The sequence below is a fragment of the Roseixanthobacter finlandensis genome (genome assembly GCF_043195105.2).
Taxonomy (GTDB): Bacteria; Pseudomonadota; Alphaproteobacteria; order Rhizobiales; family Xanthobacteraceae; genus NCEH01.
Genome location: NZ_CM195536.1, coordinates 571,726 through 592,193, shown reverse-complemented (window position 1 = coordinate 592,193; position 20,468 = coordinate 571,726). Strand labels below are relative to the sequence as shown.

At 66.2% G+C, this 20,468-nt stretch carries 18 protein-coding genes; 14 read left to right on the top strand and 4 right to left on the bottom strand.

Annotated elements, in window-relative coordinates:
* Window positions 1-129: 129 nt before the first annotated feature.
* The 7 genes from galE (at window position 130) to V5G24_RS02795 (ending at window position 8,048) form a co-directional block, all read left to right on the top strand.
* Window positions 130-1,119: a UDP-glucose 4-epimerase GalE gene (gene galE, locus V5G24_RS02825; RefSeq protein ID WP_394079346.1), complete on the top strand. Its 990-nt coding sequence runs from the start codon at window positions 130-132 to the stop codon at window positions 1,117-1,119.
* A gap of 130 nt (window positions 1,120-1,249) precedes the next feature.
* A complete protein-coding gene (locus V5G24_RS02820; RefSeq protein ID WP_394079344.1) occupies window positions 1,250-2,563 on the top strand; it encodes a lytic murein transglycosylase in 1,314 nt (437 codons plus the stop codon).
* A gap of 191 nt (window positions 2,564-2,754) precedes the next feature.
* On the top strand, window positions 2,755-3,033 hold the full coding sequence (locus V5G24_RS02815) for a cysteine rich repeat-containing protein (RefSeq protein ID WP_394079342.1): 279 nt from the start codon (window positions 2,755-2,757) through the stop codon (window positions 3,031-3,033).
* 145 nt (window positions 3,034-3,178) lie between these two features.
* The gene (locus tag V5G24_RS02810) at window positions 3,179-4,384 is read left to right on the top strand and encodes an ABC transporter substrate-binding protein (protein ID WP_394079340.1); all 1,206 of its coding nucleotides are present in this window, start codon (window positions 3,179-3,181) and stop codon (window positions 4,382-4,384) included.
* Between the two features lie 352 nt (window positions 4,385-4,736).
* Entirely contained in the window at window positions 4,737-6,584 is a 1,848-nt protein-coding gene (locus tag V5G24_RS02805; RefSeq protein WP_394079338.1) for an ABC transporter permease, read from the top strand.
* Window positions 6,581-7,354 carry an ABC transporter ATP-binding protein gene (locus V5G24_RS02800; protein WP_394079336.1) on the top strand — a complete coding sequence of 258 codons (774 nt, stop codon included), beginning with the start codon at window positions 6,581-6,583 and terminating at the stop codon, window positions 7,352-7,354. Before V5G24_RS02805 ends, V5G24_RS02800 begins: the two co-directional genes overlap by 4 nt.
* Window positions 7,347-8,048: an ABC transporter ATP-binding protein gene (locus V5G24_RS02795; protein WP_394079334.1), complete on the top strand. Its 702-nt coding sequence runs from the start codon at window positions 7,347-7,349 to the stop codon at window positions 8,046-8,048. Before V5G24_RS02800 ends, V5G24_RS02795 begins: the two co-directional genes overlap by 8 nt.
* A gap of 10 nt (window positions 8,049-8,058) precedes the next feature.
* Here V5G24_RS02795 and V5G24_RS02790 read toward each other — a convergent pair whose 3' ends face one another.
* Both V5G24_RS02790 and V5G24_RS02785 read right to left on the bottom strand, forming a co-directional pair.
* Window positions 8,059-8,544, bottom strand: a complete 486-nt coding sequence (locus tag V5G24_RS02790; protein ID WP_394079332.1) for a hypothetical protein — start codon at window positions 8,542-8,544, stop codon at window positions 8,059-8,061.
* A 163-nt stretch (window positions 8,545-8,707) separates the two neighbouring features.
* Window positions 8,708-12,364, bottom strand: a complete 3,657-nt coding sequence (locus V5G24_RS02785; protein ID WP_394079330.1) for a hydantoinase B/oxoprolinase family protein — start codon at window positions 12,362-12,364, stop codon at window positions 8,708-8,710.
* 392 nt (window positions 12,365-12,756) lie between these two features.
* Between V5G24_RS02785 and V5G24_RS02780 the strand changes: the two genes are divergently transcribed.
* From V5G24_RS02780 to V5G24_RS02765, 4 genes are all read left to right on the top strand, one after another.
* On the top strand, window positions 12,757-13,401 hold the full coding sequence (locus tag V5G24_RS02780; RefSeq protein WP_394079328.1) for a TRAP transporter small permease: 645 nt from the start codon (window positions 12,757-12,759) through the stop codon (window positions 13,399-13,401).
* A gap of 2 nt (window positions 13,402-13,403) precedes the next feature.
* A complete protein-coding gene (locus V5G24_RS02775) occupies window positions 13,404-14,720 on the top strand; it encodes a TRAP transporter large permease (RefSeq protein ID WP_394079326.1) in 1,317 nt (438 codons plus the stop codon).
* A 35-nt stretch (window positions 14,721-14,755) separates the two neighbouring features.
* Window positions 14,756-15,739, top strand: coding sequence for a TRAP transporter substrate-binding protein (locus V5G24_RS02770; RefSeq protein ID WP_394079324.1), 984 nt, complete (start codon window positions 14,756-14,758; stop codon window positions 15,737-15,739).
* A gap of 152 nt (window positions 15,740-15,891) precedes the next feature.
* Window positions 15,892-16,458, top strand: coding sequence for a winged helix DNA-binding protein (locus tag V5G24_RS02765; protein ID WP_394079322.1), 567 nt, complete (start codon window positions 15,892-15,894; stop codon window positions 16,456-16,458).
* A gap of 618 nt (window positions 16,459-17,076) precedes the next feature.
* On the opposite strand, the gene V5G24_RS02760 is transcribed toward V5G24_RS02765, so the two are convergent.
* Window positions 17,077-17,286, bottom strand: coding sequence for a TOBE domain-containing protein (locus V5G24_RS02760; RefSeq protein ID WP_394079320.1), 210 nt, complete (start codon window positions 17,284-17,286; stop codon window positions 17,077-17,079).
* 155 nt (window positions 17,287-17,441) lie between these two features.
* Between V5G24_RS02760 and modA the strand changes: the two genes are divergently transcribed.
* Genes modA through modC form a run of 3 tightly spaced genes read left to right on the top strand, consistent with a single transcriptional unit; the run spans window position 17,442 to window position 20,075 of the window.
* Window positions 17,442-18,239: a molybdate ABC transporter substrate-binding protein gene (modA, locus tag V5G24_RS02755; protein WP_394079318.1), complete on the top strand. Its 798-nt coding sequence runs from the start codon at window positions 17,442-17,444 to the stop codon at window positions 18,237-18,239.
* 55 nt (window positions 18,240-18,294) lie between these two features.
* Window positions 18,295-18,996: a molybdate ABC transporter permease subunit gene (gene modB, locus V5G24_RS02750; protein ID WP_394079316.1), complete on the top strand. Its 702-nt coding sequence runs from the start codon at window positions 18,295-18,297 to the stop codon at window positions 18,994-18,996.
* The gene (gene modC, locus V5G24_RS02745; RefSeq protein WP_394079314.1) at window positions 18,993-20,075 is read left to right on the top strand and encodes a molybdenum ABC transporter ATP-binding protein; all 1,083 of its coding nucleotides are present in this window, start codon (window positions 18,993-18,995) and stop codon (window positions 20,073-20,075) included. Before modB ends, modC begins: the two co-directional genes overlap by 4 nt.
* On the opposite strand, the gene V5G24_RS02740 is transcribed toward modC, so the two are convergent.
* The gene (locus tag V5G24_RS02740) at window positions 20,041-20,454 is read right to left on the bottom strand and encodes a winged helix-turn-helix domain-containing protein (RefSeq protein WP_394079312.1); all 414 of its coding nucleotides are present in this window, start codon (window positions 20,452-20,454) and stop codon (window positions 20,041-20,043) included. The two genes, modC and V5G24_RS02740, sit on opposite strands and share 35 nt — an antisense overlap.
* Window positions 20,455-20,468 lie beyond the last annotated feature (14 nt).

The window sequence follows — 20,468 nt, the reverse complement described above, 5'->3', positions numbered from 1 at the left end:
CCACAGAGGGTAACGCATCCCCATGGAAATGGTTCGCGCGATGTGGACCTAAGCAATCAATGCACCGCACAATAACCGGATGAACTTCAACGGCGGCCTTGGGGCAATCGCGGACAGAAGGATGGGGACATGGCGATTCTGGTCACGGGTGGCGCGGGCTATATCGGCAGCCACATGGTGCTGGCGCTTCTCGACGCGGGCGAGGCGGTCGTGGTGCTGGACGATCTTTCCACCGGATTTCGCTGGGCGGTGCCCGATGCTGCGGTTTTCGTCCAAGGCGATGTCAGCGACAGCGCCCTGGTCACGCAAACCGTGCGGCAGCACGGCATTGATGCCGTCATTCACTTCGCCGCACGCATCGTCGTGCCGGAGTCCGTGGCCGACCCGCTCGGTTATTATCTCGCCAATACCGTGAAGACCCGCGCCCTGCTGGAAGCGGTGGTGGCGGCGGGCGTGCCGCACTTCATCTTCTCCTCCACCGCTGCCGTCTACGGAATGGTGGGCACCGAGCCCGTCGATGAGGATGCCGCGCTCAATCCGATTTCGCCCTATGGCCGGTCGAAACTGATGAGCGAATGGATGATGCGTGACGCCGGCGCCGCCTTCCCGCTGCATTATGTCGCGCTGCGATATTTCAACGTGGCAGGCGCCGATCCGCAGGGCCGCTCGGGCCAATCGACCGCCGGCGCGACCCATCTCATCAAGGTCGCCTGCGAAGCAGCGCTCGGCAAGCGGCCGGGCCTGCATGTGTTCGGCACGGATTACGAGACCCCCGACGGCACCTGCCTGCGCGACTATATCCACGTGAGCGACCTCGCCGCCGCCCATCTCGATGCGCTCGCCCATCTCCGGTCCGGAGGCGAGAGTGGCATCTTCAATTGCGGCTATGGCCGGGGCTATTCGGTCCTGGAGGTGGTGGAGACGGTGAAGGCGGTTTCCGGGGTGGATTTCCCCGTGACCTATTCGCCGCGCCGTGCCGGCGATCCCGCCGCGATCGTCGCCGCATCAGACCGCATCCAGGCGCAACTGGGCTGGGCCCCGAAGCTCGACGACCTGCCCACCATCGTCGCCCATGCGCTCGACTGGGAGCGCAGCCTCGCCCAGCGGAGAAATATTTAGCCCTTCTCCACCCTGCGGCGGGGATAAACTTGCCCTACGTTAACCACAGAGCAACCCTATGCACCGCCCACTAGCGGTCATGGAATCCGTGGGGCGACATCTGCGCGCCGCCGCAGCGAAGAGGACAGTCATGGCGCTGAAGACAACAGGCGGAGCGCTCGCCATCGCTTTCGGCCTTTCCCTTGCGGGGCTCGCACCCGCCGGGGCTCAGGCACAGGTGACGGGCTCGATCTTCGGACTACCCGCCAATCCGACGCCGGAGGCCACCCGCCCCGCCAGCCACCCCCTCATGACGCCCGAGGCGATTGCCCAGGCGCAGGCCAATTTTCCCAATTGCATTGCCGGCATGTGGCCGCTCGCCCAAGCCAAGGGCGTGTCGCAGCGCGGCTTCCAGCGCTTCACCACGGGCCTCGAGCCCGACATGAAGATCATGGACTATCTCGACAGCCAGCCGGAATTCTCCCGCGCGCTGGGCGATTATGTGAACATGCTGGTGAGCGAGAGGCGCATCGCCAAGGGCAAGGAGATCCTGGCGAAGTACAGGCCGATCTTCGACGCGGTGGAGAAGGCCTATAAGGTGGACCGCTATACGGTGGCCGCCATCTGGGGCATCGAAAGCGACTACGGCAATCCGAACGGCATGGGCTCGCGCTCGGTCCTGCGCTCCACCGCGACGCTGGCCTGCATCGGCCGCCGGCAGGATTATTTCCGCGACGAATTCATCGCCACCCTGCAGATCCTCGACAAGGGCGATGTCCCGGCCGACCATCTGAAAGGCTCCTGGGCGGGTGCGTTCGGCCCGACCCAGTTCATGCCCACCAGCTTCCAGCGCTTCGCGGTGGATTTCGACGGCGACGGCCATCGCAACGTGGTGGATTCCATCCCGGACGTGATCGCCTCCACCGCCAATAATCTCAAGCTCGACGGCTGGCAGTTCGGCAAGACCTGGGGCTATGAGGTCGTGCTGCCGGCGAATTTCGATTATCGCTACGTGGACCGCTCCAAGCGCTACACCCTCGCGCAATGGTCCTCGCTGGGCATCAGCCGCCCCGGCGGCCACCATTTCCCGCGCCCGTCCGATACCGCCTTCATCCTGCTGCCCACCGGCGCCAAGGGTCCGGCGTTCCTGATGCTGTCGAATTTCAACTCGATCCTGAGATACAATCCCGCCGACGCCTATGCCCTCGCCATCGGCCATCTGTCGGACCGGCTGCGCGGCGGCGGGCCGTTCGTCGCCTCCTGGCCGGCTGGCGAACGCACCCTCACCCGCGCCGAGCGGGTGGAGATGCAGTCTCTCCTGCTCCAGCGCGGCTATGCTATCGGCAATCCCGACGGCATCCTCGGCAGCAAGACACGCGTCGCCGTCCAGGATTTCCAGATCAAGAGCGGCATGGTGCCCGACGGTTATCCAAATGCCGACGTGCTGAACCGCCTGCGCCGCTGACCAGGGCGGGGCGGCCGCGCCAGAGCCGGCACACGGTGCCGGCTCGAGGGCCCGCAAGGCGTTGGGCATTACAAAACCTCACACATGCGAACGGCCCGGAAACCTACGGACATCGGCGGGCAACCGCCGATCGCCATGGTGCCGGCGGTGAAGCGGCGGCCCGGTGGCGCCGCGCCGACTGGAGCCTTCGCGTGCCTTCCATCGCATTTCCCCGCCGCGCTTTGTCGCGGCTCGCGCTCTCCTTTCTGATCCAGTGCGTTTTCACGGCGCCCCCGGTGCTGGCGCAAGACGCCGCATCCGCGGCCGCCAAGTCGGCCCAGCAGGCCTGCCGCGCGGACGTGGAGAAGCTGTGCGCTGGAATCCAGCCGGGCGGCGGCCGCATCGTACAATGCCTTCAGAAACAGGCGGACCAGGTCAGTGAAGGCTGCCGCGCCGCCCTCGCCGCGGCGCAGGCGAAGCGCGCCCAATAGCCTGCGCGCGCCCCATCGCCTCCAGCGGGCGACCTGACGCGCTCGACTTCCGACCCCGCCTCGCGTATCCGCAAGGGGTCGGCGCCGCCATTCCGAACCGGGCATTCCCCCGCGGCGCGCCGGCTCTGCGAAGGAGAGGTTGAGGATGCGCACGCTGTCCGCTTCCGTTGCGGCCGTCGCCGTCGGCGCCGCCCTGTTCGCCTCGGCGGCCCGCGCCCAGCAGGGCGAGATCAAGATCGGCGAAATCAATTCCTATTCCACCTTGCCCGCCTTCACCGAGCCCTATCGCAAGGGCTGGCAATTGGCGGTCGAAGAGGTGAACGCGGCGGGCGGCCTGCTCGGTAGGAAGCTGGTGGTGATCTCCAAGGACGACGCCGGCAAGCCCGCCGATGCGGTGACCGCGGCAAACGAGCTGGTTTCCTCCGACCAGGTGGCGATGCTGGCGGGCACCTTCTTTTCCCACATCGGCCTCGCGGTCGCAGATTACGCGAAACAGAAGAAGGTGTTTTTCCTCGCCGCAGAGCCGCTGACCGACGCTATCACCTGGGACAAGGGCAACGCTTATACCTTCCGCCTGCGCCCCTCCAATTACATGCAGGCGGCGATGCTGGCGGAAGAGGCGGCCAAGCTGCCCGCCAAGCGCTGGGCGACCATCGCGCCCAATTACGAATATGGCCAGTCCGCCGTCGCGGTGTTCAAGAAGCTGCTCTCCGCCAAGCGGCCGGACGTGGAATGGGTGGCCGAGCAATGGCCGCCCCAAGGCAAGATCGACGCCGGCCCGGTGGTGCAGGCCATCGCCGCCGCCAAGCCCGACGCGATCCTGAACGTCACCTTCGGCCCCGATCTCGCCAAGCTGGTGCGCGAGGGTAATGTGCGGGGCCTGTTCAAGGATCGCGTTGTGGTCAGCTTCCTCACCGGCGAGCCGGAATATCTCGATCCGCTGAAGGACGAGGCACCCGAGGGCTGGATCGTCACAGGCTATCCCTGGTACGCGATCAAGAGCCCCGAGCACGACGCGTTCCTGAAGGCGTACCGGGCGAAGTTCAACGATTATCCCCGGCTCGGCTCGGTGGTCGGCTATTCCACCATCAAGGCCGCGGCCGCCATCATCGCCAAGGCCGGTTCCACGGACACCGACAAGCTGATCGCCGCCGCCGAGGGAATATCCCTCGTCAGCCCGTTCGGCCCCATCGTGTTCCGCAAGGGGGATCACCAGTCCACCCTCGGCGCCTTCGTGGGCAAGACCGCTGTCCAGGACGGCCAGGGGCGAATGGTGGACTTCGTCTATCGCGACGGCGCGGCCTATCTGCCGAGCGAGGACGAGGCGGCAAAGCTGCGGCCGGCGCAATAGGTCCCCCCTCGCCCGAGCCGTCCTTTCTCCCCGAGGGAGAGGGTTGGGGCTAACGGGTGAAGCTCTCCCGTGCGGCGGCGTTTCCCCTCACCCGTCCGCTGCGCGGTCGACCTCTCCCCCTCCGGGAGAGGTGAGCGAGCGGACCTGTCAAACCGAGACGGAGAGACAGGAGGGCGGAACTTTCAGCGCGGCGGACGCTGCGAAACTTGACCAGCAGGACAGATTTCCGCGCTCGCCTGAGAAAGAGAAGTTTCCCCGCCTCGCCGATGCTGCCCCCTCTCCCCGAGGGGGAGAGGGTTGGGGTGAGGGGAGAGTGACGCCCCTGTCAAACCAAGGCTTGGAGACGAGACTTTTGGATTTCATCGTCGCCCAGTTCCTGACCGGCCTCGCCAGCGCCTGTTCGCTGTTCCTGGTGGCGAGCGGGCTTTCGATCATTTTCGGCGTGACGCGCATCGTGAACTTCGCCCACGGCGCCTTCTATATGCTCGGCGCCTACGTGGCCTACAGCCTGACGGAGCGGTTTTCCGGGGCGCTCGGCTTCTGGGCGGCCCTTGTGTGCGCAGCCGCCGTTGTGGCCTTACTCGGCGTGACGATGGAAATCCTGCTTCTGCGCCGCATCTACCGTGCGCCGGAGCTGTTCCAATTGCTCGCCACCTTCGGCGTGACGCTGATGGTGGAGGATCTGGTGGTGCTGATGTTCGGCCCAGAGGACCTGCTCGGCCCCCGCGCGCCGGGCCTCAAAGGCGCGGTGGATATCCTCGGCCAAGCGATCCCAGCCTACGACCTGTTCCTGGTTGTCCTCGGGCCATTGGTGCTTGGCGCGATATGGCTCGCATTCCACACCACCCGCTGGGGCATTCTGGTCCGCGCGGCGACGCAGGATCGCGACATGGTGGCGGCGCTCGGCGTGAACCAGAAATGGCTGTTCACCTCGGTGTTCGCCCTCGGTGTGTTCCTCGCGGCTCTGGGCGGGGCGCTGCAATTGCCGCGCGAGGCGGTGAACCATTCCATGGACCTGAAGATCATCGTCGAGGTGTTCGTGGTGGTGGTCATCGGCGGGCTGGGCAGCGTCACCGGCGCCTTTCTGGCCGCCGTCCTGGTGTGCGAATTGAACGCCTTCGGCATCCTCATTCTGCCGCAGGTGTCGCTGGTGCTGGTGTTCGCGGTGATGGCGCTGGTGCTGGTGCTGCGGCCCTATGGCCTGCTTGGCCGGGCGGACGGCGCCGCGCGGCCGGCCATCGGAACCTTCATCACCCCATGGCGGGCGTTCACCACACGCGAGCGCGCGGCGGTGGCCGGGCTCGTGCTCCTCGCCGCCCTGCTGCCGCTCGGTGCCGGCGCCTATGTGCTCAGCGTCGCCGCCGAAATCGCGATCTTCGTGCTGTTCGCCGCGAGCCTGCATTTCCTGATGGGCGCCGGCGGCCTGCCTTCGTTCGGGCATGCCGCCTATTTCGGCCTCGGCGCCTATGGCGCGGCGTTTGCCCTGAAGGGCGCGGGCCTCTCCATGGCAGGGGCGATCCTGCTCGGCCCGCTGCTGGGCCTCGCCGGAGCGGTGCTGTTCGGCTGGTTCTGCGTGCGCCTGTCGGGCGTCTATTCCGCCATGCTCACCTTGGCCTTCGCGCAGATCGCCTGGGCGATCGCGTTCCAATGGGTGGAGGTGACCGGCGGCGACAACGGCCTGCTGGGCATCTGGCCGCAGGGGTTCGCGGCCACCCCCGCCGGCCTCTATTGGCTGGCCCTCGCCCTCGCAATCATGGGCGTCGCGGCCCTGCGCACGCTCATCTTCTCACCCTTCGGCTTTGCCCTTCGCGCGGCGCGCGACAATGCCGCGCGGGCCGAGGCGCTGGGCATCGATCGCCATCGCATCCAATGGGCGGCGTTCGCCCTGGCCGGCCTGTTCGCGGCTGTCGCCGGAGCCCTGTTCGCCTTCCTGAAAGGCAACGTCTTTCCCGATACGCTGGGAATTCCCCTGTCGGTGGACGCGCTCGCCATGGTGCTGCTGGGCGGAGTGGAGACGATCTCCGGCGGAGTTGTCGGCGCCATCGCTTACAAGCTGCTGTCGATCTGGCTGATGAGCGAGACCGAGCACTCCAAGCTGGTGCTGGGCGCGGTGATCGTGATGCTGGTGGTCGCCTTTCCCCACGGCATCGGCGGCGCGTTCACGCGCCTGCGGGACCGCCTGGGCGGAGCCGCCGCATGAGCCCGCCGCTGCTGGAAGCCGATGGCCTTGCCAAGAGCTATGGCGGCGTCGCGGCGGTGCGCGGGGTCACCTTTTCCCTCACGGCCGGCGAGATCCTCGCCCTGATCGGGCCCAATGGCGCGGGGAAGAGCACCTGCTTCGGCCTGCTGGGCGGGCAGGTGAAGCCCGATGCCGGCACGGTGCGCCTTTCCGGGCAGGACATCACCGGCGCGCCGCCGCGCCGGCTGTTCCGCCTCGGGGTGGGACGCACGTTCCAAATCGCGGCCACCTTCGCCTCCATGAGCGTGCGGGAGAATGTGGCGGTGGCGCTGCTGTCGCACCATCGCGCGCTCGCCCGCCCCTTCGGCCGTGCCGCGCGCCGCCATCATGCGGAATCCGACGCCCTGCTGGACCTCGTGGGCCTCGCAGACCAGGCCGGGCGCGCGAGCGGAGAACTGGCCTATGGCGACGTCAAGCGGCTGGAACTTGCACTCGCCCTCGCCAATGCGCCGCGACTGCTGCTGATGGACGAGCCCACCGCCGGCATGGCGAGCGGCGAGCGCATCGCCCTCATGCGGCTTGTGGCGCGGCTCGCCCGCGAGCGGAACATGGGCATCCTGTTCACCGAGCACGACGTGGACGTGGTGTTCGAACATGCCGACCGCGTGCTGGTGCTGGATCGCGGCGCGCTGATCGCGCAAGGGCCGCCCGCTGCCATCCGTGCCGATGCGCAGGTGCGCGCCATCTATCTCGGCACCGGCCTGACCTTCGCGGGGGATGCGAATGCTTGACGTCGCCCGCCTGGACGCCTTTTACGGCCGCGCGCAGATCCTGCACGAGGTGGGATTGCGTGTGGGGAGCGGCGAGGCGCTGGCCCTGCTCGGCCGCAACGGGGCGGGCAAATCCACCACATTGCGCGCCATCATGGCCCAGGGCCCGCGCCGCACCGGCGAGATCCGCCTGCTCGGCGCCGATGTCTCGCGCCTTGAGACCCACGAACTGGTGCAGGCTGGCATCGGCTATGCGCCCGAGGACCGGCGCATCTTCACCGACCTGACCGTGATGGAAAACCTGGAGGTCGGCCGTCGCCCGGCCCGGCCCGGCCATGCGCCCTGGACCATCGAGCGCCTGTTCGCGCTATTCCCCAATCTTGCGGAAATGCGCCAGCGGCGCGGCGGGCAGATGAGCGGCGGCGAGCAGCAGATGCTGACCCTGGCCCGCACCCTCATGGGCAATCCGCTGTTGCTCTTGTTGGATGAACCGTCCGAAGGATTGGCCCCGCGCATCGTCGAGCAGATCGCGCTTGCAGTCATGGCTTTGAAAACCGAAGGGCTTTCGATCCTGCTGTGCGAGCAGAATCTTCATTTCGCAAGGCTCATCTGCGACCGCACCTGTGTGATGGCGCGCGGCCGCATGGTGTTCGAGGGCAGTTTCGCGGCCCTGGAGGCCGACCCCGCCCGCCGCGACGCCTTACTCTCGGTTTGAAGCGCGGCGGCTATTTGGCCGGGGGCGCGAAGGACTGGTTGCTGAAGGGCGAGGAGGTCGGCACCTGCACGACGATGAACCCGCGCCCGATCGAGTGATGGCAGGCATTGCAGGCGTCGGTCATGTCTTTGAACGCGGTGGCGAACTTCGGCCCGTTCTTTTCCTGGATCGCCTCGCCGATCAGCCGGGCGGGCTCGGTCATCGAACTCATGTCGGCGACCGGAATGCCAGGGTAGAGGGTCAGCGCATCCTGGAAACTCGCCCGCATCTGGCCGAGCTCATACTCTGCGAGGTCCCAGTTTCCCAGACGCCCCGAAAACCACAGCTTGAAGTGCCGCAGTTGCATGGTCTCCATGATGTCACCGAGACGGGGAACGTAGGGCTCATGCTTCTGGGATGGCGCATTCACCTGCGTGAAGGCGGCCAAAGGCATGAGGGTCAGCCCGCCGACAGCGGCAGCGGCGAACAGGGAACGGGCCGTCCATTTCCAAGCCATGGGATTTCTCCGCGGATCGCAACGCACGCCAAAGTCTGGCAACGCAGTCTAGCCCCCGCGGAGGTATCGCTATTGATTGGGATCAAAAGGCGAGAAAACACCCTCGCCCGCACGGAGGAAACGCGGGCGACGGCCTCCCGTCATTCAGACCACCCGTTGGAGATCACCCCTTGCGCAGCGCCGGATTCCCGAAGCCGCCGCCGGTCGGGGTGATGACGATCACCGCCTCGCCGGCCTCCAGCACGGTCTGGGCGCAACCCTCCAGCACGTCGTAGGATCCATCATTGCGGCGCACGAACCCTTCGCCGACGGCGCCATACTCGCCCCCGTCCAGCCCGAACGGCCGCACGCGCCGGTGCGAGGAGAGCAGCGCGCAATCCATCTTCTCCAGGAAGCGGATGCGGCGATAGGTGCCCGCGCCCGCGTTCCACTGTCCCCGTCCGCCCGAGCCCGGCCGCACGTGAAAATCCTCCAGCAGAACCGGGAAGCGGGTTTCCAGGATTTCCGGATCGGTCAGGCGCGAATTGGTCATGTGCACATGCACCGCGTCCGTGCCGTCGAAGCCGGGGCCCGCCGGGGAGCCCGAACAGATGGTCTCGTAATACTGGATCTTCTCATTGCCAAAGGTGAGATTGTTCATGGTGCCCTGGGACGCACCCATGGCCTTCAGCGCGCCGAAAAGGCAATTGGTGACCGCCTGCGAGGTCTCCACATTCCCCGCCACGACGGCGGCGGGATAGACCGGCGAGAGCATGGAGCCCTGCGGCACCACGATGTCGATGGGCCGCAGGCAGCCGGCATTCATGGGGATTTCGTCCTCCACCATGACACGGAACACATAGAGCACGGCCGCGCGCGTAACCGGAGCCGGCGCGTTGAAATTGGTCTGCTGCTGCGGCGAGGAGCCGGTGAAATCCACGGTGGCGCGCCGCGCCGTCTTGTCCACCGTGATCTTCACCTTGATCACCGTGCCCTGGTCCATCTCATAGCTGTATTCGCAGTCATTGAGACGGTCGAGCACGCGGCGCACGCTCTCTTCCGCATTGTCTTGTACATGGCCCATGTATGCGGTGACGACGTCAAGCCCGAAGGTCGCGATCATCTTGCGCAGTTCCTGGATGCCCTTCTCATTGGCGGCGATCTGCGCCTTGAGGTCGGCCACGTTCTGCACCGGATTGCGGGCCGGATATTTCGCGCCGGAAAGCAGGCCAAGCAACTCCGCTTCGCGGAAGCGGCCCTGGTCCACCAGCTTGAAATTATCGATATAGACGCCTTCTTCCTCGATGATCGTGGCGCGCGGGCTCATGGAGCCGGGGGCGACGCCGCCCACGTCCGCATGATGGCCGCGCGAGGCGACCCAGAACAGCAGCTCTTTCCCCGCATCGTCGAACACCGGCGAGCACACGGTGATGTCCGGCAAGTGGGTGCCGCCATTATAAGGTGCGTTGAGCGCGAACACGTCGCCGGGCCGAATGGCGCCCTCATTCTCCCGGATCACCGTTTCTACAGAACGATCCATCGAGCCGAGATGCACCGGCATGTGCGGGGCGTTGGCCACCAGTTCGCCGGTGCCCGAGAACACCGCGCAGGAGAAGTCCAGCCGCTCCTTGATGTTCACCGAATAGGCGGTGTTCTGGAGCGTCACACCCATCTGCTCCGCGATGGACATGAAGAGGTTGTTGAACACTTCGAGCATCACCGGATCGGCATGCGTGCCCACCGCCTCGGCCCGCTTCAGGGCGACCGCGCGGGTGAGCAGCAGATGATCCTTGACGGTCACCTGCGCCCGCCAGCCGGCTTCCACGATCACCGTCTGGTTGGGCTCGATGATGATCGCCGGGCCTTCCAGCGTCATGCCCGGCCGGAAGGCGGCGCGCAGCACCGCAGGGGCCTCGTGCCACTCGCCGCGCGAATAAAAGCGTGCGGTTCGGTCCGCCTCCGGCGTGCCTTCGCTCAAGGGGTGGTCGGCCTCGGCGATGCCGGCGCCGCCGCCCGAGGACTGCACCTCGATGGCCTCCACCACCAGCGGCTTTTCCGGCGAGATGAAGCCGAACTGGGCCTTATGCTTGCCTTCGAACTCGCGAAGCATGGCGGGCACGTCGGCGAGCGTCACGGACAGCGGCGTGTCGGTGCCTTCATAGCGCAGATGCAGCTTGGCCTGCGTCTCCACCTCCGCCGGGGCGATCCCCTGCCCGACGAGTTCCGCCACCGTCTCGCCCGCGAGCGCGTCGCGGGTTTGCCCGAGCGCGGCCAGCGCCTCGGGCGCCAGACGCACACCAACGGCCTTGGTGCGATGCGCGCGAATGGCCGCAAGGCCCATGCCATAGGCCGATAGCAGTCCCGAGAAGGGGGGGATGTGGACGCTCTTCATGCCGAGCGCGTCGGCCACGAGGCAGGCATGCTGCCCGCCCGCCCCACCGAAGCAGGTCAGCGCATAGCGGGTGACATCATAGCCGCGCTCCACCGAGATCTTCTTGATGGCATTGGCCATGTTCTCGACCGCAATGGTGATGAAGCCGTCGGCGGCGGCCTCGGCGGTGCGTCCGTCGCCGATCTCGGCCGCCAGCGTCGCGAACTTTTCGCGCACCGCATCCGCATCGAGCGCCTGGTCCTGGTTCGGACCGAAAATCCTCGGGAAGAAATCGGGGATGAGCTTGCCGAGCATCACATTGGCATCGGTCACCGCGAGCGGTCCGCCGCGCCGGTAGCAGGCGGGGCCGGGATTGGCGCCGGCGCTGTCCGGGCCGACGCGGAAGCGCGCGCCGTCATAATGCAGGATCGAGCCACCGCCCGCCGCCACCGTATGGATGCGCATCATGGGTGCGCGGATGCGCACGCCGGCCACCTCGGTGTCGAAGGCGCGCTCGAGCTCGCCGTCGAAATGGCACACGTCGGTGGAGGTGCCGCCCATGTCGAAGCCGATGATGCGCTCAAGCCCGGCGATGCCGCCGGTTTCCGCCGCGCCGACCACGCCACCCGCCGGGCCGGACAGCAGAGCATCCTTGCCCTGGAACAGGTCGGCGGCGGTGAGCCCGCCGGAGGACATCATGAACATGAGGCGGATGGGATCGGCGCCGCCGGGTTCACCGGCGTCCAACTCCTGCGCCACCTGCCCCACGTAGCGGCGCAGGATCGGCGAGAGATAGGCATCCACCACGGTGGTGTCACCCCGCCCCACCAGCTTGATGAGCGGGGACACTTCGTGTGACACGGACACTTGCGGAAAGCCGATCTCCCGCGCCAGCGCCGCGACCTGCCGCTCGTGCTCGGGGAAGCGGTAGGCGTGCATGAAGGCGATCGCCACCGCCACGATGCCGGCCTCGCGCGCCTCCACAAGGCTTGCGCGCACCGCGTCCAGATCGGGCGCCGCCTCGATGGTGCCATCGGCGCGCACGCGCTCGCCCACCTCAAGCACGCGCTCGAACAGCATGTGCGGCAGCATGATCTTCTTGGCGAAGATCTTCGGCCGGGCCTGATAACCGATCTTCAGCGCATCCTTGAAGCCACGGGTGGTCACCAGCAGCGTGCGGTCGCCCTTGCGCTCCAGAAGCGCGTTTGTCGCGACCGTGGTGCCCATTTTGACAGCAGAAACGAGGCCGGTGGGGATCGGATCCTCCGCCGCGAGGCCGAGCAGTTCGCGGATCCCGTGTACGGCGGCGTCGCGATAGGCGCCGGGGTTTTCCGAAAGCACCTTGTGCGCCACCAGCGAACCATCCGGACGACGGCCGATAATATCCGTGAAGGTGCCGCCGCGGTCGATCCAGAACTCCCAAGCCCCGCGCTTGCCCGAGGAAACCGCCGCGTCCGCCGTCATCGCCATGTCTGTCCCCTGCATCCTCTGATCGTCGCGGGCATCGCGCCGTTTCCGGCTGGCCCGTTTTCTGCACGGACGAACCAGTCCGTGCTGTTCAATCTGGCCCTTCACACCCAATCGTAAATTGATATCGATTTCGGCATGAATAGGCTCAAAATTAGAATTTCCTATTCTCGATCCTTCTGCCCCACTCTGCGGCATCCCGCCCATGCTTAGATGCGGCGTCGCGTCGGGCTGCGGGATGAATGAAGTCATGATGGAGAAAAAACGTCAACATTTTGTTGACGAAATGACGACGTCAGGCCAGCATATCTTCCGAGAGCACCCAGGGCCTTGCCCGAAGGGGGCCGTACAGACCTTTGAGGGGTTCAGATGACAGATAACGAATTCCGCCATCAATGGCGGCAGGCGACACGCGCGCTCCGTCCGGCGCGGCGCGCCCGCCGTTCGAAGCCCCGCGCAGGATCGCTTCGCTCCGCGAAAAAGGTGGCGCGATGATCCGTAAATTCCTTGATGGGCTCTATTTATTATCCGGCATTCTGGCCGGTTGCTTCCTGGTCGCCATCTTCCTCTTGATGATGGCGCTTTCGCTGGGGCGGGAAGTCGGCCTCAACGTTCCCGCCGGCGATGACTTTGCCTCCTGGTCGATGGCTGCCATGGCCTTCCTTGGTCTGGCCCATACGTTCAAGCACGGCGAAATGATCCGGGTCGGCCTGATCCTCGAACGCCTCAGGGGGCCGAAGCGCCGCTATCTCGAGCTTTTCTCCCTGTTGGTCGGCGTTTCCTTCATCGGCTATTTTGCCCTGAGCGCCACGCGGCTGACTTACGATTCCTATCGCTTCTTCGACATTTCGCAGGGCGTCATCGCGGTTCCCCTGTGGATTCCGCAAAGCGGATACACGCTCGGCCTCTGGGTCTTGCTTATCGCCATGCTGGACGAACTGATCCACGTCCTGCGCGGCAATGCGCCCCGCTATGAAAAGGAACCGGCCGCCACGCCCGACGAATTGGTCGAGCGGATCGCATCCGGCGGGGGGGTCTGAGCATGTTTCCGGCACTCGACCTTGTCCAACTCGCGCTTATTCTACTTCTGCTGCTCGTATTCGTGCTCGGCAGCGGAGTCTGGATCGCCATCGGCCTCGGCCTCATCGGGCTGGCCGCGATGGTGCTGACGACAAACGTCCCAATCGGGCAGGTGCTCGCCACCACGGTGTGGAGCGCCAGCGCATCCTGGACCCTCGCGGCCCTGCCGCTGTTCATCTGGATGGGAGAAATCCTATTCCGCACACGGCTATCGGAAGAAATGTTCCGAGGGCTCTCTCCCTGGCTCCAATGGCTCCCCGGCCGGCTGCTTCATGTGAACATCGTAGGCTGCGGGATCTTCGCCGCAGTGTCGGGCTCGTCCGCGGCCACCTGCGCAACCATCGGCAAGATGGCCTTGCCGGAATTGCGCAGCCGCGGATACAGCGAGCAGCTGGCCATCGGATCGCTGGCCGGCTCGGGCACTCTCGGCCTGCTGATTCCGCCGTCGATCCCGATGGTGGTTTATGCGGTCACCGCGAACGTATCTGTGCTGCAGGTGTTTCTTGCGGGCTTTATTCCCGGCGCGCTGGTGATGGCCCTGTACAGCGGCTACGTCATTGTCTGGTCGTTGCTGAACCCGAAGCTCACCCCGCCGCGCGATCCCGTCCTGCCCTTCCGCGAGAAGATCAGGCAATCGGCCAAGCTTATTCCCTGCCTTTTGCTGATCGCCGGCGTGTTCCTATCGCTGCTGCTCGGATTCGCCACGGCAACGGAATGCGCCGCATGGGGTGTCACCGGTGCCCTCGCCCTCGCCCTGTGGAGCCGCACCCTCACATGGCGGACCCTGTATGAAAGCCTGATGAGTGCGACCCGTCTGAGCTGCATGATCATGCTGATCATTGCAGGGGCCGCCTTCACCACTGCGGCGATGGCCTATACCGGTATCCCCGCGGCCCTGGCGGCGTGGGTGGATGCCATGCATCTCAGCCCCTACATGCTCGCCCTTGCTCTGGCGATCATGTACATTTTCCTTGGGTGTCTGGTCGACGGCATCTCGATGATCGTGCTGACCGCCGTAATCGTCCTGCCCATGGTTCAGCAGGCAGGCTTCGATCTTGTTTGGTTCGGCGTCTTCCTCATCATCCTCGTCGAGATGGCCCAGATCACACCGCCCGTGGGATTCAATCTGTTCGTGCTTCAGAGCATGAGCGGAAAGGATACACTGTCCGTGGCGAAGGCTGCGATGCCGTTCTTCATCCTGCTTAACATCGCTCTTTTGATCATTACCGTTTTCCCGGAAATCGTCCTTGTACTTCCGCACTGGGTGTTTCCGGGGTGAGCCGAGCCGAAAGCCAAACAGAGAGGAACAACAACATGGCACGACGTCACCTTTTCGCGCCGGCGTTCGCTGCCTTGGGCCTGATGGCCCTTGGGGCGAGCCCGCTGGCTGCACAAACCAAATGGAATCTGCCTTCTGCCTATCCGGCGGATAATTTCCACACGGAGAACATCGCCCAGTTCGCGAAGGACGTGGAAGCAGCCAGCGGCGGCAAGCTGGTCATCACGCTCCACCCCAACGCCTCGCTGTTCAAGGCGCCGGAGATCAAGCGCGCGGTGGCGACCGGCCAGGCCCAGGCGGGCGAGGTCATCATGTCGATCCACGAGAACGAGGATCCGATCTTCGGCATCGACGTGGTGCCGTTCCTCGCAACCTCCTACGAAAGCGCGAAGAAGCTCTGGACGGCCTCGCGCCCGTTCGTGGAAAAGAAGATGGAGGCGCAGGGCCTTATGGTGCTCTACGCGGTGCCCTGGCCGCCGCAGGGCATCTTCTCCAAGACCCCGGTGACCAAGGTCGAGGATCTGAAGGGCGCCAAATGGCGCGCCTATAATGTCGGCACCTCGCGCATCGGCGACCTGCTCGGCGCCCAGTCGGTCACCGTGCAACAGGCCGAGCTGGCGCAGGCGCTCGCCACCGGCGTGGTCACGGCCCTCATCACCTCCGCCGCCACCGGCTATGACGTGAAGATCTGGGAGAGCATCCCCTATTTCTACGACGTCCAGGCCTGGTTGCCGAAGAACATGGTGTTCGTGAACAAGGCCGCCTTCGACGCCCTCGACAAGCCGACCCAGCAGGCCGTGCTGAAGGCCGCCGCCGCCGCCGAGGAACGCGGCTGGAAGAGCTCGATCGAGAAGAGCAAATGGTATGTGGAGCAGCTTAAGGCCAAGGGCATGAAGGTGGAATCCCCCTCGCCCGAACTGCGGGCCGGGTTCGAGAAGATCGGCGCGCAGCTCACCGCCGACTGGATCAAGAAGGCGGGCCCGGACGGGGAAGCCGCCCTCGCCGCCTTCAAGAAATGAGGGCCTTGGCCTAACATGACGCGATCGGCCGGCCCCAGCAGGGCCGGCCCCGCCACCGGAGCGGCGGCGCCTTGCCGCCGCTCCCCGCTTCCGGCCAGAGCTTTTCGGGCCGGGGCGTTTCCGCCCGCAAGACCAGCCGGACGCCAAGCTGAATGACCCGACGCACTGCCTCCCCCGCATCGGCCGGCGAAGCCGATCGCCCGATCTCCTCCGGCCCGCTCGGCTCGATCGTCTCCTCGGCCCATCTCGCCGACGGCGCCCTTCCGGCCTTGTCGGAGCTGGAATTCGGCCTCAACATGATCACCCACGGCTACCAGCGCTGGATGGTCCGCTGCATGGCGGCGGCCGGGTTGCCGGACCTGTCGTCCCTGGATGTGCTGGTGCTGCACCATGTGGCCCATCGGGACCGGGCGAAGACCATCGCCGACCTGTGCCTGGTGCTGGATGTGGAGGATACCCACCTCGTCACTTATGCGGCGAAGAAGCTCCAGGCCCTGGGGCTTGTCTCCGGCGGCCGGCGCGGCAAGGAAAAGACCCTCGCGGCGACCGAGAAGGGCCGCCTCGCCTGCCAGCGCTATCGCGAGGTGCGCGAGGCGCTGCTGACGCAAACCGTTGCCGCCACAGGCATCTCCCCGGAAAAACTGTCGGAGATCGCGGCCCTGCTGCGCACCCTCTCCGGCCATTATGACCAGGCGGCGCGGGCGGCGGCGAGCCTTTAGGCGCTAGGGCGGATCGACATTCAGGGGCTTGGATGCGCCTGACGCCAAGTGTGCGCCATTGTCGTTCTTTGACCGGTCGTCGTTTCTTGCGTCTCACGGCGGGGCTGGTCCCGGCCATGACACGCCGGGTCGCCAGCGCTGGCCTTGAAAGGCTGGCGCCGGCGGTGCCGCGTGGATGCACGGGACAAGCCCGTGCATGACGATGTTCTACTGCAATCACGCTGGACCCTGAATGTCGATCGGACCTAGGCTCTCGCTAGGTCCAGGGCGGGATATGCGGCCATGCGAACAGGGCACGCATGGCCTGGAGTCTGCCGGCGAAAGCCCCGCCGACCGCCTCTTTTGCGAAAAATGTTTCACGTGAAACAATGACTTAGCGCAGACGAACAGCGGTTTAGTGCCGCTTGACCGCGCTTTTCCGGCCGATCACACCGTCATTTCGGGCGAACGTTTCCGGCGAAATTCGGCGAACCAAATTCGCCTCCCGCCGTCCGGACGGCGCACACCGGAGACGGCTCGCGCATCACGTCCCTGCCGGACATTGGCTGCGCAGCAAGAGCCGCCCCCAACGGGAGGCCGGCGGGGACGGGAGCCACGCGCGGCGGCTCCCGTCTGACCTCAATGAACGGCGATCATCACGTCCGACGCCTTGATGATGGCGGCGGCGTCCTGGCCCACTTCGAGCTTCAGATCGTCCACCGCCTCATTGGTGATGGAGGCGGTCACGGTCGCGCCGCCGCCGAGGTCCAGGCGCACGTGGGACGTGGTCGCGCCCTTGGTGATTTCCAGGATCTTGCCCTTCAACACATTCCGCGCACTGATCTTCATGATCACCCTCCGATGATGGCGCGGAACCCGGTGGGCTCCCGTTCGCCATGCACACAGCGACATATTTTAGAAAATATATCGCTAGCGAAAATCGTCGCGGCGTTATATTTCAACATATATCGCGCTGCACCACGCACCGTATCCGGAGAGGGAAAATGAACCTGGCTCGACGCACTTGGCTGAAGATCGCATGCCTCGCCCTGAGCGGCGCTTGGCTCGGCACCTTTCCCCTCGCCGGAACGGCCCATGCCCAGTCCGAGCCGGTCACCATCTTCGCCGCCGCCAGCCTGAAGAACGCGCTCGATGCGGTGGCCGCCGACTGGCAGAAGGAAACCGGCAAGACCACGCGCATCTCCTATGCCGCCTCCTCCGGCCTCGCCAAGCAGATCGAAGCCGGGGCGCCGGCCGATATCTTCATCTCCGCCGATCTCGACTGGATGGATTATGCCGCCGGCCGCAAGCTGCTCCAGGAGGGAAGCCGGTTCAATTTCCTCGGCAACCGCCTGGTGCTGATCGCCCCCAAGGACACGGCCAAGCCGGTCGACATCAAGAAGGGCTTCGACCTCGCCGGCCTGCTGAAGGGCGGGCGCCTCGCCATGGGCTCCGTGGACAGCGTTCCGGCCGGCAAATACGGCAAGGCCGCGCTCACCTATCTCGACGTGTGGCCCTCGGTGGAGAAGAAGGTCGCGGGCGCGGAAAGCGTGCGGGCCGCCATGCTGCTGGTCTCGCGCGGCGAAGCGCCCTACGGCATCGTCTACCAGACCGACGCCGCCGCCGACCCGAGCGTCGCCATCGTCGGCACGTTCCCGGAAGACAGCCACCCGAAGATCATCTATCCGGTGGCGCTGGTCGCGGCCTCGAAAAATCCGGACGCCGCCGCCTTCCTCGCCTTCATGCGCTCGGCGAAGGAACAGCCGGCATTTGAGAAGCAGGGCTTCACCATCCTAAAGTGAGGCGAGTGGCGCGCCGCGCGCGTGCCGCCCCTCCTCCGACGCCCGGAAGGCCCGCGTGGATTTCCTGCATCTCAGCGCCGACGAATGGACGGCGGTCGTTCTCACCTTGCGCATCGCCACCGTGGCGATGCTGGCCAGCCTGCCGTTCGGCATCTTGATGGCGCTCGCGCTGGCGCGCGGCCGCTTCTGGGGCAAATCGGTGCTGAACGGCATCGTCCATCTGCCCCTGGTGCTGCCGCCGGTGGTCACGGGCTTCATCCTGCTGCTGCTGTTCGGCCGGCGCGGGCCGATCGGCGCCTTTCTCGACGCGCATTTCGGCATCGTCTTCTCGTTCCGCTGGACCGGAGCGGCGCTGGCCTGCGCGGTGATGGGCTTTCCCCTCATGGTGCGCACCATCCGCCTCTCCATCGAGGCGGTGGACCGCAAGCTGGAGGACGCCGCCGGCACGCTCGGCGCGAGCCCGACGTGGGTCTTTCTCACCGTGACGCTGCCGCTGATCCTGCCGGGCGTGATCGCCGGCATGATCCTCTCGTTCGCCAAAGCCATGGGCGAGTTCGGCGCCACCATCACCTTCGTCTCGAACATTCCCGGCGAGACGCAGACCCTCTCGGCCGCCATCTACAGCTTCACCCAGGTGCCTGGAGGCGATGCCGGCGCCCTGCGCCTGACGCTGATTTCGGTGGCGATCTCCATGGCGGCGCTGATCGCCTCGGAAATCCTCGCCCATTTCGCCGGCCGAAAGGCGGACCTGCGATGACTTTGCTGGTCGAAGCCAGGCTGAAGCTGGGCGACTTCACCCTCGACGCGCGCTTTGCCTCCCATGCCGGCGTCACCGCCTTGTTCGGGCCGTCGGGGTCGGGCAAATCCACCCTCGTCAATATCATCGGAGGGCTGATCCGGCCTGATCACGGCCGGGTGGTGTTCGACGACGTGGTGCTGGTGGATACCGCGCGCGGCATTCATGTGCCGAAACACAAGCGGCGCTTCGGCTATGTGTTCCAGGAAGCACGGCTATTCCCGCATCTTTCGGTGCGGCGCAACCTGCTGTTCGGCCGCTGGTTCGCGCCTGCTTCTCTGCGGGCGGGCAACCTTGGGCAGGTGGTGGACCTGCTCGGCATCGGCCATCTGCTGGACCGGCGGCCCGATGCGCTCTCCGGCGGGGAGAAGCAGCGCGTCGCCATCGGCCGGGCGCTGCTCTCCGAACCGCGCCTGCTTCTGATGGACGAGCCGCTCGCGGCCCTCGACGAGGCGCGCAAGGCCGAGATCCTGCCCTATCTGGAGCGGCTGCGGGACGAGACCCGCATTCCCATCGTCTATGTCAGCCATTCCCTGGCCGAGGTCTCGCGCCTCGCCTCCACCATCGTGGTGCTGGCGGACGGGCGCACGGTCGCCCTCGGCTCGGCCGACCAGGTGCTGACCCAGCCGGATCTCGTGGCAGCCACCGGGCGCGCGGAGAGCGGCGCGGTAATCGAGGCCAAGGTCGCCTCCCACGATCCCGCGCACCACATGAGCGTGCTCGACACCGGCAGCGGGCTGATGCGGGTGCCGTTCTGCGACCAGCCGCCGGGCACCAGCGTGCGGGTGCGCCTTCCGGCCCGCGACGTGATGATCTCGCTCACCCCGCCCCAGGGGCTCAGCGCGCTCAACGTGCTCGACGGGCAGATCGCCGAAATCGGCCAGCCGGCCGATGGCATGGTCGACATCCGCCTGGTGTGCGGCGGGCAATCGGTGCTGGCGCGCCTGACCACTTTTTCGTGCGAGATGCTCGGGCTTCGGCCGGGCATGGCGGTGTGCGCCGTGGTCAAATCCGTGGCGCTGGCGGAGAGTCGGGGCTAGGGCCATCCTCACCCGGCTCGGCCGGCGGCACATAGCGCGCTTCGAGCCAGGAGAGATCCTCGGCGAGCGCCCGGCGCGCCTTGGCCTCCATGCCGCGGAAACGGGCGATCAGCTCTTCGCCGAACGCGGTGAGCACGGCGCCGCCGCCCCCGCCGCCGCCGCGCTTGGATTCCACCACGGGCGTGGAGAACATGCGGTTCATCGCCGCCACCAGCATCCAGGCCCGGCGGTAGGACAGGCCCATGGCCCGCCCGGCATTGGTGATCGAGCCTTCGCTGCGGATATTTTCCAGCAATTCGATCTTGCCGCGCCCGAGGCGATCCTCGGGGGGAAAGTCGATCCGCATGATGAGCTTGGGCATCAGGATGGGCTTGGCCATGTTCGGCGGTCTCG